Source organism: Microbacterium sp. SMR1 (assembly GCF_003289625.1).
In the GTDB taxonomy this organism is placed as follows: domain Bacteria; phylum Actinomycetota; class Actinomycetes; order Actinomycetales; family Microbacteriaceae; genus Microbacterium; species Microbacterium plantarum.
The window spans coordinates 377,908-393,386 of record NZ_QMBN01000001.1 but is presented as its reverse complement, the minus strand read 5'-3'; the positions used below and the strand labels follow the sequence as shown (position 1 = coordinate 393,386).

The 15,479-nt window shown below is 69.1% G+C and carries 14 protein-coding genes, 2 tRNA genes and 1 other RNA gene; 8 read left to right on the top strand and 9 right to left on the bottom strand.

The window, feature by feature from the left end:
• Positions 1–2: 2 nt before the first annotated feature.
• Positions 3–1,340 carry a type I glutamate--ammonia ligase gene (gene glnA, locus DO944_RS01910; RefSeq protein ID WP_064956796.1) on the bottom strand — a complete coding sequence of 446 codons (1,338 nt, stop codon included), beginning with the start codon at positions 1,338–1,340 and terminating at the stop codon, positions 3–5.
• A 33-nt stretch (positions 1,341–1,373) separates the two neighbouring features.
• Complete coding sequence (locus tag DO944_RS01905) at positions 1,374–1,595, bottom strand: SPOR domain-containing protein (RefSeq protein WP_112614124.1); 222 nt, start codon at positions 1,593–1,595, stop codon at positions 1,374–1,376.
• Positions 1,596–1,673: 78 nt separating this feature from the next.
• Between DO944_RS01905 and ppgK the strand changes: the two genes are divergently transcribed.
• Positions 1,674–2,498: a polyphosphate--glucose phosphotransferase gene (ppgK, locus tag DO944_RS01900; RefSeq protein ID WP_112614122.1), complete on the top strand. Its 825-nt coding sequence runs from the start codon at positions 1,674–1,676 to the stop codon at positions 2,496–2,498.
• Positions 2,499–2,613: 115 nt separating this feature from the next.
• Here the strand turns inward: ppgK and rnpB are convergent.
• The 4 genes from rnpB to DO944_RS01880 all read right to left on the bottom strand — a co-directional run bounded on the left by rnpB (position 2,614) and on the right by DO944_RS01880 (position 5,517).
• Positions 2,614–2,972, bottom strand: an RNA gene (gene rnpB / locus DO944_RS01895) — RNase P RNA component class A.
• Between the two features lie 42 nt (positions 2,973–3,014).
• Positions 3,015–4,703 (bottom strand): bifunctional 3'-5' exonuclease/DNA polymerase, encoded by a 1,689-nt coding sequence (locus DO944_RS01890; protein ID WP_112614120.1) that lies wholly within the window; start codon positions 4,701–4,703, stop codon positions 3,015–3,017.
• 7 nt (positions 4,704–4,710) lie between these two features.
• Entirely contained in the window at positions 4,711–5,442 is a 732-nt protein-coding gene (locus DO944_RS01885; protein ID WP_112614118.1) for a zinc ribbon domain-containing protein, read from the bottom strand.
• Between the two features lies 1 nt (position 5,443).
• A tRNA-Val gene (locus DO944_RS01880) sits at positions 5,444–5,517 on the bottom strand.
• Between the two features lie 137 nt (positions 5,518–5,654).
• Here DO944_RS01880 and aceE point away from each other — a divergent pair.
• The 6 genes from aceE (at position 5,655) to DO944_RS01850 (ending at position 13,248) form a co-directional block, all read left to right on the top strand.
• Positions 5,655–8,384 (top strand): pyruvate dehydrogenase (acetyl-transferring), homodimeric type, encoded by a 2,730-nt coding sequence (gene aceE / locus DO944_RS01875; RefSeq protein ID WP_112614116.1) that lies wholly within the window; start codon positions 5,655–5,657, stop codon positions 8,382–8,384.
• A gap of 7 nt (positions 8,385–8,391) precedes the next feature.
• The gene (locus tag DO944_RS01870) at positions 8,392–9,594 is read left to right on the top strand and encodes a CdaR family transcriptional regulator (protein ID WP_112614114.1); all 1,203 of its coding nucleotides are present in this window, start codon (positions 8,392–8,394) and stop codon (positions 9,592–9,594) included.
• Positions 9,595–9,718: 124 nt separating this feature from the next.
• The gene (locus DO944_RS01865) at positions 9,719–10,636 is read left to right on the top strand and encodes an ACP S-malonyltransferase (protein ID WP_112614112.1); all 918 of its coding nucleotides are present in this window, start codon (positions 9,719–9,721) and stop codon (positions 10,634–10,636) included.
• A complete protein-coding gene (locus DO944_RS01860) occupies positions 10,633–11,634 on the top strand; it encodes a beta-ketoacyl-ACP synthase III (RefSeq protein ID WP_112614110.1) in 1,002 nt (333 codons plus the stop codon). Before DO944_RS01865 ends, DO944_RS01860 begins: the two co-directional genes overlap by 4 nt.
• 75 nt (positions 11,635–11,709) lie before the next feature.
• Complete coding sequence (locus tag DO944_RS01855; protein ID WP_023951379.1) at positions 11,710–11,958, top strand: acyl carrier protein; 249 nt, start codon at positions 11,710–11,712, stop codon at positions 11,956–11,958.
• A 51-nt stretch (positions 11,959–12,009) separates the two neighbouring features.
• Positions 12,010–13,248 (top strand): beta-ketoacyl synthase, encoded by a 1,239-nt coding sequence (locus DO944_RS01850; protein ID WP_112614108.1) that lies wholly within the window; start codon positions 12,010–12,012, stop codon positions 13,246–13,248.
• Positions 13,249–13,406: 158 nt separating this feature from the next.
• On the opposite strand, the gene DO944_RS01845 is transcribed toward DO944_RS01850, so the two are convergent.
• The gene (locus DO944_RS01845; protein WP_112614106.1) at positions 13,407–13,910 is read right to left on the bottom strand and encodes a DUF3145 domain-containing protein; all 504 of its coding nucleotides are present in this window, start codon (positions 13,908–13,910) and stop codon (positions 13,407–13,409) included.
• 206 nt (positions 13,911–14,116) lie between these two features.
• Here DO944_RS01845 and DO944_RS01840 point away from each other — a divergent pair, with 206 nt between their 5' ends.
• Positions 14,117–14,308 (top strand): hypothetical protein, encoded by a 192-nt coding sequence (locus DO944_RS01840; RefSeq protein WP_112614104.1) that lies wholly within the window; start codon positions 14,117–14,119, stop codon positions 14,306–14,308.
• A gap of 53 nt (positions 14,309–14,361) precedes the next feature.
• Here the strand turns inward: DO944_RS01840 and DO944_RS01835 are convergent.
• A tRNA-Ile gene (locus tag DO944_RS01835) sits at positions 14,362–14,435 on the bottom strand.
• Between the two features lie 47 nt (positions 14,436–14,482).
• Positions 14,483–15,472, bottom strand: a complete 990-nt coding sequence (locus tag DO944_RS01830) for a DMT family transporter (RefSeq protein ID WP_112614102.1) — start codon at positions 15,470–15,472, stop codon at positions 14,483–14,485.
• Positions 15,473–15,479 lie beyond the last annotated feature (7 nt).

Sequence of the window (15,479 nt, the reverse complement as noted above, 5' to 3'; positions counted from 1 at the left end):
CCTCAGAGCATCTCCAGGTTGCTCTTGAGCTCGAACGGCGTCACCTGGGCGCGGTAGTTCTGCCACTCGCGACGCTTGTTCAGCAGCACGTAGTTGAACACCTGCTCGCCGAGCGTCTCGGCGACGAGCTCGGACTCCTCCATGTACTCGAGAGCGTGATCGAGGCTCGCGGGAAGCGGCGCGTAACCGAGGGCCCGACGCTCCGAATCGGTGAGCGACCAGACGTTGTCCTCGGCCTCGGCGGGAAGCTCGTAGCCCTCTTCGATGCCCTTGAGTCCCGCTGCGAGCAGCAGTGCGTAGGCAAGGTACGGGTTGGCAGCCGAGTCGAGCGCACGATACTCCACGCGGGACGACTGGCTCTTGTTCGGCTTGTACATGGGCACGCGCACGAGCGCCGAGCGGTTGTTGTGACCCCACGTGATGAAGCTCGGGGCCTCGTCGCCGCCCCACAGACGCTTGTACGAGTTCACGAACTGGTTGGTGACCGCCGAGATCTCGTTGGCGTGACGGAGGAGACCGGCGATGAACTGTCGACCGGTCTGCGAGAGCTGGTACTGCGCACCCTCTTCGTAGAACGCGTTCACGTCGCCCTCGAAGAGCGACATGTGGGTGTGCATTCCGCTGCCCGGGTGGCCGCTGAGGGGCTTCGGCATGAAGGTCGCGTAGACACCCTGCTCGATCGCCACTTCCTTGATGACGGTCCGGAAGGTCATGATGTTGTCGGCCGTCGCGAGGGCGTCGGCGTAGCGCAGGTCGATCTCGTTCTGGCCCGGGCCGCCCTCGTGGTGGCTGTACTCGACCGAGATGCCGAGGTCTTCGAGCATCCGCACCGAGCGCCGGCGGAAGTCATGCGCCGTGCCGCCGGGGACGTTGTCGAAGTAGCCGGCGGAGTCGACCGGCTCGGGACCGTCGGGCCCGTACGACGACGACTTCAGCAGGTAGAACTCGATCTCGGGGTGCGTGTAGAAGGTGAACCCGGCGTCCGCGGCCTTCGCGAGGGTCCGCTTGAGCACGTTGCGCGGGTCGGCGACGGCAGGCTGGCCGTCCGGCGTCGTGATGTCGCAGAACATCCGAGCGGTGGGGTCGATCTCGCCGCGCCAGGGCAGGAGCTGGAACGTCGTCGGGTCGGGGTGCGCGAGCAGGTCAGACTCGTAGCTTCGGGTCAGTCCCTCGATGGCCGAGCCGTCGAAGCCCAGGCCCTCCGCGAAAGCACCCTCGACCTCTGCCGGCGCAATCGCGACCGACTTCAGGGTGCCGATCACATCGGTGAACCAGAGCCGCACGAATTTGACGCCGCGCTCCTCGATCGTTCGCAGTACGAAGTCCCGCTGCTTGTCCATCGCGTCCTCTCCGAGACAGGGTCGGATCCCAGACTACTGGCGGCGAGCGCCCTCCGACGGCGGCGTGCCCCAGTCGTCCTCCCGAGCCTCATCCTCGCGCCACGCCTGCGCCCGCTGCGCGATGATCTGCGGCGCCCGCGCCGCCTCCTCTGCGGAGGCGAACGGTCCGGCACGATCAGCGCCGGGCGATTGCTTGCCGCGCTCGACCTCGTGCGTCGTGAGGTTGTACCAGTACTCGTCGTGGCTCTCGGGCATGGTCGCTCCAGACTGCGCCTGCGGTGGCGCTCAGCCCGAGCCTAATCCGACCGGCTCGCGCTCGATAGGCTGAGCCGTATGAGTGCGAGTGCGACGCGGGCCGTCGGAGTGGACATCGGCGGAACCGGCATCAAGGGAGCCGTCGTCGACCTGTCGACGGGCGAGCTCCTGACCGACCGCATCAAGGTCGCCACCCCGAAGGGCGCCGAGCCCGAAGACGTCCTGGATGCCGTCAAGGTCGTGCTCGACCGGCTGGAGGTGACCGACGCGGGCGACGTGCCGCTCGGCGTGGCCTTCCCCGCGATCGTGAAGAACGGCCGCACCCTCTCGGCGGCCAACGTCGCCGACACCTGGATCGACTTCGAAGCCGAGAGCTTCTTCGAGAAGGGCCTCGGCCGTCAGATCCACTTCGCCAATGACGCGGATGTCGCCGGCGTCGCCGAGCTGCGTTACGGCGCCGCGCGCGACCAGGACGGGCTCGTCATCCTGACGACGCTCGGCACCGGCATCGGCTCGGCCATGATCTACAACGGCGTGCTCATCCCGAACTCCGAGCTCGGGCACGTGCACCGGGCGAAACACGGCAAGGATGCCGAGGCCTGGGCCGCGTACTCGGCGATGGAGCGCGACGAGCTCGACTGGCCCGAGTGGGCCGAGCGCCTGCAGTGGTACTACAGCCACATCGAGTTCCTCTTCTCCCCCGATCTCTTCGTCGTGGGCGGTGGAGTGTCCAAGCATGCCGACAAGTTCCTGCCGCTGCTCGACCTGAAGACGCCGATCGTGCCCGCCGTCCACCGCAACAATGCCGGCATCATCGGCGCAGCGGCCCTCGCGCTCGCGGGCGAACGCCCCGGTGTCCTCGACGAGACGACGGAAGACCTCGCCGGCACGACCGCCCACTGACCCCGCACGGCGAGGTCTCGCCGGCAGCTGCCGCTTCGGGCGCACTTCCGCGCATCGCGCGCTCTTCGACCCGCGCCTGTTGCGCGGAAGTGCGCCTGACGTGAGGCGGGCGGGGCGAATGGGCCGGCCTGTACGCCGGGTTCTGTCCGGGGGCGTGAGCCCCGTGGACGGTCATCTCTCTCGGCGACACGTTGCCGTGCCGCTCCAGCGGTCTACCCGGGGACTCAGCGGACCGCGTCAACATCCCCTGTCTGACCTTGCTCCGGACGAGGTTTACCGTGCGAGTCGTGTCACCACGACCCCGGTGGTCTCTTACACCACCCTTTCACCCTTACCGGCGCGGACGCCGGCGGTCTGCTTTCTGTGGCACTGTCTCGCGGATCACTCCGGGTGGGCGTTACCCACCGTCCTGTCCTGTGGAGCCCGGACGTTCCTCGGTGCGGTTGCCCGCCACGCGACCGTCCAGCCGACCCATTCGCCCGTCGAGTCTACCGGCGGGCTCACCCTCGCCCGTCGTCAGCTCTTGTCGGCGGATTCCGCGATGCGCACGTCCAGCAGGAAGTCGAGGGGGAACGAGCCGAAGAGCAGTCGTCCTGCCGCGTCTGCGGCGTCGCGGACGGCTGCCGCGGCGGACTCGGCGTGCTCGACGGGGGTGTGCACGATGATCTCGTCGTGGAGGAAGAACGCGAGGTGCGCGCGCCCCGTGACGGGGTGGTCTCCGACGCTCGGAAAAGCCGCGAGGCGCTGCCGGAGGTCGGCGAGCCAGGCGAGCGCCCATTCGGCCGCCGTCCCCTGAACGACGAAGTTCCGGGTGAAGCGGCCGCGCTCGCGCGCCCGTGATCGCGCGAGCGTCTTGATGGCATCGGAGGCCTCGGGCTCGGCGGCATCCGCTTGGAGCTCGCGCCACGCCGCGGACGGCGCCGGGCTGGTGCGACCGAGCAGCGTGCGCACCGAGCCGCCCTCCTCTCCCACGCGCGCCGCGTCATCGACGAGGGCCATCGCGCGCGGGTACGCGCGGCGCAACGACGGCACCAGCCGCCCGCTGTCTCCGGTCGTCGCGCCGTACATCGCGCCGAGCAGCGCCATCTTCGCCTCCTGACGCGAGGGCACGGTGCCGCGGGCGACGATGCCCTCGTAGAGGTCGCGCCCCCGCGCGGCCTCGGCGAGGGCGAGGTCGCCGGACATCGCCGCGAGGATGCGCGGCTCGAGCTGAGCGACGTCCGCGACCACCAGCTGCCATCCGGGGTCGGCTCGCACCGCGGGGCGCAGCATCCTCGGCAGCTGCAGCGCTCCCCCGCCGGACGACGCCCAGCGGCCCGTGACGACCCCTCCCGGCACGTAGACCGGACGGAACCGGTCGGTCGGGATCCATTCGTCCATCCACGCCCAGCCGTTGGCGCTCAACAGCCGCATCGCACGCTTGTAGGCCAGAAGCGGCTCGATGACCGGGTGCTCGTGACGTCGGAGCTCCCACTTGCTCGTCGACTCGACCAGCACACCCACCCGGTGCAGCGAGCGCAGCAGGCGCGGCTGCGAGTCGAGGCTCGCGGTCGGGTCGCCGAGCGCCTTCCGCACCCGGTCGGCCAAGTCGCGCACAAGACTCGGAAGCTCACCCGGTCGCGGACGCGGGCCCAGCGCGTCCGCGAGGATCGCGTCGTGCACCTCGCGACTCCACGGGACGCCGGCGCCATGCAATTCGACCGCGACGAGGGCTCCGGCGGACTCCGCGGCCGTCAGCAGGCGCAGTCGGCCGGGGTCGGTTGCGCTCTCGATCGCCCGGGCATGACGCGCGAACTCCGCCAGCGTCGCGTCGAGGTCATGCGGAAGGGCGTCAGCAGCCGGCTCGAGCGAGAAGAGGACGTCGCGGTCAGACACCGGGTCTTCGGGCGCAGCATCCCAGGAGGTCGCGGCCTGCAGCTGTGCCGGTTCCGTGACGAGCGAGCTGCCACGGAGGATCGCATGGCACAGGCGCAGGTCGTGACACCGCGCCACCCGGACGCCGGCGGCCAGGATGTCGTGGTACCAGGCCGTGGTGTCGGACCAGATCCACCGCGCATCGGGGTCGGCTGCGATCTCACCCGCCAGCTCGCCGGCGGCGACGCGGCCGCGCTCGATCACCGCGCCGGCGGCATCCACCACCGCGATGTCGACGTCTCCGTCGTTGCGGCGTCCCACCGCGCGCCACCGGGCGCGCGGTGTGATCATCGACGGGTCACAGACCGGATTCGTCGGTGCGGACGAGGATGCAGCCGCACTCGGGGCACGTCACGACCTCGTCGGCGGCAGCCTGCCCGATCGCCTTGAGGTCGGTTCCGGAGAGCTCCATGTGGCACCCGCCGCACGTGCGGCGCTGCAGGAGGCCGGCGCCCGGCGTCCGCTCGGCGAGCGACTCGTAGCGTGCCAGGAGATCCGCGGGCACCTTGGCCGCGACCGCCGCGCGGTCACGGGTGGCCGCGTCGAGACGAGCCTGGGCGTCCGCGACGGCGGCCTTGCCCTCGGCGCTCAACCGCCCGCCTTCGGCATTGACCTCGGCGATCAGGGCCTGCTGTGCGGAGACCGCGGTTTCCGCGGCCTCGAGGCGCTCCATGGCTTCGAGCTGCGCGTCTTCCAGCTCGCTCTTACGGCGGGCGAGCGAAGCGATCTCGTGCTCGAGGCCCTGGGCGTCCTTCGGGTTCGAGGTCGCCGCGAGTCGATCGGCATCGCGTGCCGCTCGAGCGTCGACGACGGCGACGTCCGATGCGATGCGCTTGAGCTCGGCCTCGATGTCGTCGCGATTGCCGAGCAGGCCGGTCAGCTCGACGGAGAGCTCCTGACGGCGTGCGAGCAGCTCGTTGACACGCGCCGCCTGAGCCGGATTGCGCTTCGCGGCCTCCGCTCCGCGCGCCTGCGCGTCGAGGCGGGCGATGTCCAGCAGCAGCAGCTGATCTGCGGGGGTGGCTTTCATGTGGGCCCAGAGAGACTCGAACTCCCGACTCCCTCGGTGTAAACGAGGTGCTCTAACCAACTGAGCTATAGGCCCCTGCTCTCAGTGTACGAGAGCGCCGACCCCTCCGAGCGTGAGTAGGCTGTCGTGCGGTGCTTGTGCGCGCCCGACAATGCCCGCGCCCTGCCCGTGGTGATTACCTGGCACGATCTGCCATACGAGAAAGGTCGCCCGTGACTGTCAACGATCAAGACCCCTACTCCCAGGACGCCCTGGACAGCGACCCGGAAGAGACCGGTGAATGGCAGGAGTCGCTGCGCCAGCTGGTCGATGCGAAGGGCTCGGGTCGCGGTCGCGAGATCATGCTGAGCCTGCTGCAGGCCTCGCACGAGCTGCAGCTCAACGTCCCGCAGGTGCCGGTGACGGACTACATCAACACCATCGCGCCCGAGAACGAGCCGGAGTTCCCCGGTGATGAAGAGCTCGAGCGTCGCTACCGTCGCTGGATCCGCTGGAACGCCGCGGTCACCGTGCACCGCGCACAGCGCCCCGGCATCGGTGTGGGCGGACACATCTCCACCTACGCGTCGTCGGCCTCTCTCTACGAAGTCGGCTTCAACCACTTCTTCCGCGGCCCCGACCACCCGTCCGGCGGCGACCAGATCTTCATCCAGGGCCACGCCTCACCCGGCATCTACGCCCGCTCGTACCTCGAGGGACGCCTCAGCGAGAGCCAGCTCGACGGCTTCCGCCAGGAGGCGTCGAAGGCGCCCGACGGCATCCCGTCGTACCCGCACCCCCGTCTGATGCCGGACTATTGGCAGTTCCCGACGGTCTCGATGGGTCTCGGTCCGATCAACGCCATCTACCAGGCGATGAACAACAAGTACCTCACCAACCGGGGCATCAAGGACCTGTCCGACTCGCACGTCTGGGCCTTCCTCGGCGACGGCGAGATGGACGAGGTCGAGAGCCGCGGTCAGCTGCAGGTCGCAGCCAACGAGGGACTCGACAACCTCACGTTCGTCATCAACTGCAACCTCCAGCGTCTCGACGGCCCGGTCCGTGGAAACGGCAAGATCGTCCAGGAGCTCGAGGCGTACTTCCGCGGCGCGGGCTGGAACGTCATCAAGGTCGTCTGGGGACGCGGCTGGGACGAGCTGCTGTCGCAGGATGACGAGGGCGCCCTCGTCCGCCTGATGAACACCACCCCCGACGGCGACTTCCAGACCTACCGCGCCGAGGATGGCGCGTTCATCCGCGAGCACTTCTTCGGGCGCGACGAGCGCACAGCGGCGCTCGTGAAGGACTGGTCGGACGACGACATCTGGGGCAAGCTCCGCCGCGGCGGTCTCGACTACCAGAAGGTCTACGCCGCCTACAAGCAGGCGATGGAGCACAAGGGCCAGCCGACCGTCATCCTTGCGAAGACGATCAAGGGCTATGGTCTCGGTCACCACTTCGAGGGCCGCAACGCGACCCACCAGATGAAGAAGATGACGCTCGAGAACCTCAAGCACTTCCGCGACTCGATGCGCATCCCGATCACCGACGCGCAGCTCGAGGAGAACCCGTACCTCCCGCCGTACTACCACCCGGGCGCCGAGGACGAGACGATCCGCTACATGCTCGAGCGTCGCCGTGAGCTCGGCGGTTTCCTGCCGCAGCGTCGTACGAAGCACGCGCCGCTGACGCTGCCCGGCGACGAGTCGTACGCGCTGCCGAAGAAGGGCTCGGGCACGCAGGAGATCGCCACCACCATGGCGTTCGTCCGACTGCTCAAGGACCTGCTGCGTGCGAAGGACTTCGGCCACCGCATCGTGCCGATCATCCCCGATGAGGCGCGCACGTTCGGCATGGACGCGTACTTCCCGACCGCGAAGATCTACAACCCGCACGGGCAGAACTACACCTCGGTCGACCGCGAGCTGCTGCTCGCGTACAAGGAGAGCCCGCAGGGTCAGATCCTCCACGTCGGCATCAACGAGGCCGGCGCCGTCGCGGCGTTCACCGCGATCGGAACCTCGTACGCCACCCACGGCGAGCCGCTCATCCCGGTCTACGTCTTCTACTCGATGTTCGGATTCCAGCGCACCGGCGACGCGCAGTGGGCCGCGGGCGACCAGATGGCCCGCGGGTTCATCATGGGCGCGACGGCCGGCCGCACGACCCTGACCGGCGAGGGCCTGCAGCACGCTGACGGCCACTCGCACCTGCTCGCTTCGACCAACCCCGCCACTGTGTCGTACGACCCGGCCTACGGGTACGAGATCGCCCACATCGTGCGTTCGGGTCTCGAGCGCATGTACGGCGGGAACCACCCCGACCCGAACGTCATGTACTACATCACGCTCTACAACGAGCCGCTGGTGCAGCCGAAGGAGCCTGAGGATGTCGACGTCGACGGCATCATCCGCGGCATCCACCGCGTGAGCGTCGGCGAGGGCGACGGGCCGCGCGCGCAGCTGCTCGCGTCGGGCGTCGGCGTGCCGTGGGCCTACGAGGCGCAGAAGCTCCTCAAGGACGACTGGGGTGTGATCGCCGACGTCTGGTCGGTCACGAGCTGGACCGAGCTGCGTCGTGACGGTCTCGCCGTCGACGAGCACAACTTCCTGCACCCGTCCGATGAGCCCCGCACGGCCTTCGTCACGCAGAAGCTCAACGACTCCGAGGGCCCGGTCGTCGCGGTCAGCGACTTCATGCACGCCGTGCAGGACCAGATCCGGCCGTGGGTGCCGCGTCGCTTCGCGACGCTGGGCGCGGAGGGCTTCGGCTTCTCCGACACCCGCCCGGCCGCTCGACGGTTCTTCAAGATCGACGGGCCGTCGATCGTGGTGCGGACGCTCCAGGCTCTGGCCGAGGACGGCGTCGTGGACCGCGGTCTGTCGGCGCAGGCGATCGAGCGCTACCGCCTGCACGACGTGACGGCGGGCACGAGCGGAAACGCGGGCGGCGAGAGCTGACCCTTCGGTGACCGACGACAGCTCGAAGGCGGAGACACTCGCGTGGCTCCGCCGGATCTCGGGTGATCTGGCCACAGCCACGATCAATCGGCTCGAGGAGACGCTGCCCTGGTACGCCGAGATGCCGCCTGCGCGCCGGTCCTCCGTAGGACTGGTCGCGCAGGCGGGCATCACCTCGTTCATCCAGTGGTACGAGGATCCGACCTCGACCCCGCGCATCGCCGCCGACATCTTCGCCGCGGCTCCGCGCGAGCTGTTGCGCAGCGTCAGCCTGACGCAGACCCTGCAGCTCGTGCGGGTGACCGTCGAAGTCACCGAGGAACGGGTGGCGCACCGCGGCGACGACGTCCGCGAGGCGATCCTGAAGTACTCGCGTGACGTCGCTTTCGCAGCGGCAGACGTGTACGCGCGCGCCGCCGAGGCGCGCGGGTTGTGGGATGCCCGCCTCGAGGCGCTCGTCGTCGATTCCATCCTCACGGGTGAGACCGACGAGGAGCTTCCGAGCCGGATCGCCGCGCTCGGCTGGCACGGGCACGGGGCGGTCGCCGTCCTCGTCGGCACCGCTCCCCCGCAGTTCGACGTCGACCAGCTGCGCCGTGCCGCGCGCAAGATGGGCGTCGACGTCCTCGTCGGCGTTCAGGGCCTTCGCCTGGTGATCGTGATCGGGCGTGCCGACCTACCAGGCCGGGCGGAGCCGGTGCCCGAGCTGACCTTCCTCGAGATAGCGGCGAGACTCGAGCCCGGTTTCGGCCCCGGTCACCTGGTGCTCGGCCCCACCGTGCCCGCCCTGGTCGATGCGAGCCAGAGCGCTCGCGCGGCTCTCGCCGGCTTCGCGGTCGCGAGTGCCTGGCGTCATGCGCCGCGACCCGTCGAGGCCGACGATCTGCTTCCCGAGCGCGCGCTGGCCGGCGATCCCGTCGCCAAGGCAACTCTGGTCGAACGGATCTATCGTCCGCTGCTCGCCCACTCCGCGGACCTCGTCGCTACCCTGTGGAGCTACCTCGACAACGGTCGTTCCCTCGAAGCGACGGCCCGCGAGCTCTTCGTGCATCCGAACACCGTCCGGTACCGGCTGAAGCGCGTGTCGGACGTCATCGGCTGGGACGCGACCGGGCCCCGTGAGGCGCTCATCCTGCAGACGGCGCTCATCCTGGGCTCCATCGGCAATGACCTCACGAGACGACGCGCGCCGCAGTCGCGCCGGAGCTGACGAGGCCGCGCCTCCGTCGGACGCTCCTCATGACCCGTCGACTGTACGGTCGACACAAAGCTTCGCCGCATTGTTGTGCGATCGTCGCCAGCGGTCGACCGATTGAACTTGGAAGGATGTAACAGTGATCATCGCCGTGTTCCCCGGGCAGGGGTCGCAGTCCCCCGGCTTCCTCGCCCCGTGGCTCGAGCTGGAGGGTGCGCGTGAACGCCTCGAGCGCTTCTCCGAGCTCGCCGAGGTCGACCTCGTCGCCGCCGGTACCGAGTGGGATGCGGATCGCATCCGAGACACCGCCGTGGCCCAGCCACTCATCGTCGCCGCCAGCCTGCTGTCGTACAGCGCGCTCGTCGCCGACGGCGCTCGCCCGGCAGGCGTCGCCGGCCACTCGGTCGGCGAGATCGCGGCACTCGCCGCCGGCGGCGTGCTGAGCGACGATGACGCGATGCGTCTGGTCGGACTCCGCGGCCGCGCCATGGCGGATGCCGCGACCCGCGAGCAGACCGGCATGAGCGCCGTGCTCGGCGGCGACCAGGATGCCGTCGTCGCCCGTCTGGAGGAGCTCGACCTCACCCCGGCCAACTACAACGGTGGAGGACAGATCGTCGCGGCCGGCGCACTCGACGCTCTCGCGAGCCTCGCCGCCGAGCCCGTCGCTGCGACCCGGGTCATTCCCCTCCAGGTCGCCGGCGCGTTCCACACGCGGTACATGGCGCGGGCCGTCGACACGCTCGCCGCGGCGGCATCCGCCACCTCGGTGAACGACCCCGACCTCACGCTGTGGTCGAACCGCGACGGCGCCGTCGTCGCCGAGGGCCGTGACGCTCTCGACCGTCTGGTCGCCCAGGTCGCGTCTCCCGTGCGCTGGGACCTGTGCATGTCCTCGTTCGCCGAGCACGGCGTCACCGGCATCATCGAGTTCGCCCCCGCCGGCACCCTCGTGGGCCTCGCGAAGCGTGCTCTTCGCGGCGTCCCCTCGGTCGCCGTCAAGACCCCCGACGACCTCGTCGCCGCATCCGCTCTCATCTCCGGAGGTGCCGCATGACCGCCGCCATTCGCCAGGCCACCGGCCCCGCTCACACCCGCATCTACGCGTACGGCGCGGCTCGCGGTGAGAACGCCGTACCCAACGACGACCTCGTCGGACCGATCGACTCGAGCGACGAGTGGATCCGTCAGCGCACCGGCATCGTCACTCGCGTCCGCGCGGACAAGGAGACCACCGTCATCGACTTGGCCGCGGATGCCGTGGCCGAGGCGATCGAGCGCAGCGGCGTTCCTGCCGACCAGGTCGACGCCGTCATCGTCTCGACGATCTCGAACCCGAAGCAGACCCCGTCGGTCTCGGCGATCGTCGCCGACCGCGTCGGGGCGAACCCGGCGGCGGCGTACGACGTCAACGCAGCGTGCGCAGGGTTCTCCTACGGAGTGACTCAGGCCGACGCGCTCGTTCGCGCGGGTGCGGCCCGCTACGTCGCCGTCGTCGGCGCGGAGAAGCTCAGCGACATCGTCGACCCCGCCGACCGCACGATCTCGTTCCTGCTCGGCGACGGCGCGGGCGCGGCGATCATCGGGCCGAGCGACACCCCGGGCATCGGTCCGACGGTGTGGGGCTCGGACGGGTCGAAGGCCGACGCCGTCGGCATGAACCACACACTCGTGGAGTTCCGCGACGGGACTGCGCCGTGGCCGACACTCCGTCAGGAGGGCCCGACGGTGTTCCGCTGGGCGGTCTGGGAGATGGTCAAGGTCGCACGGCGAGCCATCGAGGAGGCCGGCATCCAGGCGGGCGACCTCGCCGCCTTCATCCCGCACCAGGCGAACATGCGCATCATCGACGAGTTCGCCAAGCAGCTCGGGCTGCCCGAGACCGTCGCGATCGGTCGTGACATCGAGACCACCGGCAACACGTCGGCGGCATCCATTCCCCTCGCCACGCACCGCCTGCTCGAGGAGAACCCCGGGTTGAGCGGCGGTCTGGCCCTCCAGATCGGCTTCGGGGCGGGGCTCGTCTTCGGCGCGCAGGTCGTCGTCCTTCCCTGATCGGGCGGGTCCCCGCACCTAGACTGAACAGCGGCCCGCGTCCGGGTCGGTCCAGAGATAACAAGGAGAAACCCCATGGCATTCAGCAACGACGAGGTCCTCGCAGGACTCGCCGAGCTCATCACCGACGAGACCGGCATCTCGGCCGACGAGGTCGCCCTCGAGAAGTCCTTCACCGACGACCTCGACATCGACTCGATCTCGATGATGACGATCGTCGTCAACGCCGAGGAGAAGTTCGGCGTCACCATCCCCGACGAAGAGGTCAAGAACCTCAAGACCGTCGGCGACGCCGTCACCTACATCACGTCCAACCAGGCGTAACCCCCACCGGCGGGGGCACACGCCCCCGCCGGGGTTCCACCGAGGAGATCCATGAGCACCCCGCGTATCGTCGTCACCGGAATCGGAGCGTCGTCGCCCCTGGGCGGCACCGCACCCGAAAGCTGGGAAGGCCTGCTCGCCGGCCGTTCCGGCACGCGCACACTCGAGCACGAGTGGGTCGAGAAGTACCAGATTCCGGTTCACTTCGCCGCCGAGGCCATCGTGCGCCCCGACACCGTGCTGGAGCGCCCTGTCTCCAAGCGTCTCGACCCCGCGTCGCAGTTCGCGATGGTCGCCGCGATGGAGGCGTGGGCGGATGCCGGCAGCCCCGAGGTCGACCCCGAGCGTCTCGGTGTCGACTTCGCGACCGGCATCGGCGGGGTGTGGACGCTGCTCGATGCGTGGGACACGCTGCGCGAGAAGGGGCCGCGACGGGTTCTGCCCATGACGGTTCCGATGCTCATGCCCAACGCCGCCGCCGGTAACCTCTCGCTGCACTTCCGGGCGCGCGCCTTCGCCCGGACGGTCGCGAGCGCCTGCGCCTCGAGCACGGAGTCGATCGTCAACGCGATCGAGCACCTGCAGGACGGCCTGGCCGACATCGTCATCGCCGGTGGCACCGAGTCGGCGATCCACCCCATCACGATGGCGTCCTTCGCATCGATGCAGGCACTGTCACGCCGCAATGACGACCCGGCAATGGCCTCGCGCCCGACGAGCATCGATCGCGACGGCTTCGTCATGGGCGAGGGCGCCGGTGTGCTGATCCTCGAGACCGAAGAACACGCCAAGGCTCGCGGCGCGAAGATCTACGCCTACGCGGTGGGCGGCGGCGTCACCGCCGACTCGTACCACATCACGGCCAACGACCCCGAGGGTGCCGGCGCCTCGCGCGCGGTCCGCGCTGCTCTCGAGCAGGCCGATGCCTCCCCCGATGATGTCGCGCACATCAATGCGCACGCGACCTCGACCCCCGTCGGCGACCCCAACGAGTACCAGGCGCTGCGCAGCGTCTTCGGCGACCGCATCGACGAGATTCCGGTCTCGGCCACGAAGGCGTCCACGGGTCACCTGCTGGGTGGTACCGGTGCCCTCGAGGCGATCTTCACGATCCTGGCTCTACGCGAACGGATCGCGCCGCCGACGATCAACATCACCGAGCAGGACCCCGCCGTCCCGTTCCGGGTCTCGGGCGAGACCCAGAGCCTCGGCGACGGTGATCTGCTGGCGATCAGCAACTCGTTCGGCTTCGGCGGACATAACGCCGTCGTCGCGTTCCGATCGGCCTGACCGGTCTCGGAACACGAAACAGACCCCCGCGGACGGCGTTCCGCGGGGGTCTGTTCTTCTTTCGGGTCAGTCGTCCCGTACGTGCTCCCGTTCCCCGGGATCATTCCACCGGGGCTCGGTACGAACGCACGGGCCGACTGGGTCTGTGCGACTCGGAATCAGCCCACCTTGTGCAGCCACACCACGGCAGCATCGTCGCCGGCGTGACGGAAGGGCTCGAGCTCTTCGTCCCAGGCTGCGCCCAACGCGACGTCGAGCTCGCGCTGCAGCTCGCGCACATCGCCCGCCGCGATCTCCATGGCGTAGCGGATGCGGTCCTCACCGATCACGACGTTGCCCGTTGCATCGGTCTGGGCGTAATGGATGCCGAGGCTCGGGGTGTGCATCCACCGGCCCCCGTCGCTGCGCGGCGTCGGATCCTCCGACACCTCGAATCGCAGGTGCTCCCAGCCCCGTATCGCCGTCGCGAGTGCTGCTCCGGTTCCGGCGGGGCCCTCCCAGTAGAACTCCGCGCGACGGCTGCCGTCGAGCACCGGCTGGTCCTCCCAGTCGAAGCTCACCGCGCGTCCGAGCGCGCGCCCCGCCGCCCACTCGAGGTGCGGGCACAACGCGCGTGGCGCGGAGTGGATGAAGATCACTCCACGCGCCTGTGGTGTCGCCATGACTTCTCCGTTTCATCAGGTACGTCTTCCCCTACGACCTGAGCCCGGATGCCGGCGATGTGTTCGGTTATGGCGTCGATTATCGCGCACTAACCTGAAGAATCACAACCGTGTCACGATTTCTCCCGGCATCCGATGTCAAGCGCCTTCCTCGCGACCCACCCGAGCGGCAGGCTGGATCTCACACCCCGAGGAAAGGATGCCGCATGTCCGACAGCACTCCCCACCACCGCGACGCCGATGACGCCCACGCCGACACCGCCGCACCGACGGATGCCGCCAGCGACGAGGTGAAGGCCGACGCGGCTCGCGCGGGCTCCGACCTCGGCGACACCGATCTCAAGGCGGGCGACGACAACACCGACTTCCCACAGGATCCCGCAATTACGCACCCCTGACGCCTCACGCGCCTGTGCATGGGAATGGCCGCCCGCGGGCGGCCATTCGTGTGTAGGGCGGGTGGGACTTGAACCCACGATCGTCGGGTTATGAGCCCGCTGCCTTGACCAGCTTGGCCACCGCCCCCTGCCGTATCGAGCCTAGCGCGAGCCGCCTCGAACCGACGCGACTGCTCAATCGTCGAGGCGCTTGCCCTTGCTCCCGCGCGGAATCGGCAGCTGCTGACTGTCGAGCACGACCTGCGGATGGTTCCGCGCCAGCGACGTCACGCCATAGACCGCGATGGCTCCGGCGACGACGAAGCCGACGAATGCCGGCAACGGCGCCGTTGCGGCCTCACGCAGGATGGCGATGCCGATGATGACGGCGACGATCGGGTCGATGACGGTGAGCCCGGCGATGACGAGATCGGGAGGCCCGACGGAGTAAGCGGTCTGAACGAAGTACGCACCGACGGCGGTCGCGGTGATCAGGCCGACGAGGCACAGGAGCGTCAACCACTCGAAGTCGCCGTTCTGGATGCGCGAGATCACGACCTTCGCGAGCGTTGCGACGAAACCGTAGATGATTCCCGAGGCCGCGATGTAGAAGAGCGGCTTCGCCCCCTTGCGCACCAGCATCCACACGGCCCCCGAGATCAGCAGCACGCCCGCGAGCAGAGCGAGGATGGTGATGAGCTGCGCCTGATCGATCGGCTCCTCCGTCGCGACGAGCGCGGCCACCGTGACGAAGGCGAGGATGCCCCCGACGCACAGGATGATCGAGCGAACCGACCGCTTCGTCGGCTTGACGCCGGTGATGCGTGCATTCAGCAGGGTCGTGATCACGAGAGAGATCGCACCGAGCGGCTGAACGAGGATGAGCGGCGCGAAAGTCAGCGCTGCGAGCTGACACACGATCGCGAGCCCGAGCATGATCGTCCCCGCCACCCACGACGGACGCTTCAGCAGACTCAGCAGCTGCGAGCCGTTGAGCCCGGCGCTTCCCGACGAGTTGGTGAGACGCTCGACCTTCTGCACGCCCCGGTGCTGGTAGAGCGCTCCGAAGGACATGAACACGGCGCCGAGCAGCGCGAGCGGGATTCCGATGAGGATTCTGGGTTCGCGGAAGACTCCGATCAGCTGATCGGTGACGTCATCGAGGGACGCGACAAACGGAATCACCTTTCGA

Coding starts and splice junctions, on each gene's coding strand:
- glnA (WP_064956796.1), bottom strand. CDS start 1,340: ATGGACAAGCAGCGGGACTTCGTACTGCGAACGATCGAGGAGCGCGGC.
- DO944_RS01905 (WP_112614124.1), bottom strand. CDS start 1,595: ATGCCCGAGAGCCACGACGAGTACTGGTACAACCTCACGACGCACGAG.
- ppgK (WP_112614122.1), top strand. CDS start 1,674: ATGAGTGCGAGTGCGACGCGGGCCGTCGGAGTGGACATCGGCGGAACC.
- DO944_RS01890 (WP_112614120.1), bottom strand. CDS start 4,703: ATGATCACACCGCGCGCCCGGTGGCGCGCGGTGGGACGCCGCAACGAC.
- DO944_RS01885 (WP_112614118.1), bottom strand. CDS start 5,442: ATGAAAGCCACCCCCGCAGATCAGCTGCTGCTGCTGGACATCGCCCGC.
- DO944_RS01860 (WP_112614110.1), top strand. CDS start 10,633: ATGACCGCCGCCATTCGCCAGGCCACCGGCCCCGCTCACACCCGCATC.
- DO944_RS01855 (WP_023951379.1), top strand. CDS start 11,710: ATGGCATTCAGCAACGACGAGGTCCTCGCAGGACTCGCCGAGCTCATC.
- DO944_RS01850 (WP_112614108.1), top strand. CDS start 12,010: ATGAGCACCCCGCGTATCGTCGTCACCGGAATCGGAGCGTCGTCGCCC.
- DO944_RS01845 (WP_112614106.1), bottom strand. CDS start 13,910: ATGGCGACACCACAGGCGCGTGGAGTGATCTTCATCCACTCCGCGCCA.
- DO944_RS01840 (WP_112614104.1), top strand. CDS start 14,117: ATGTCCGACAGCACTCCCCACCACCGCGACGCCGATGACGCCCACGCC.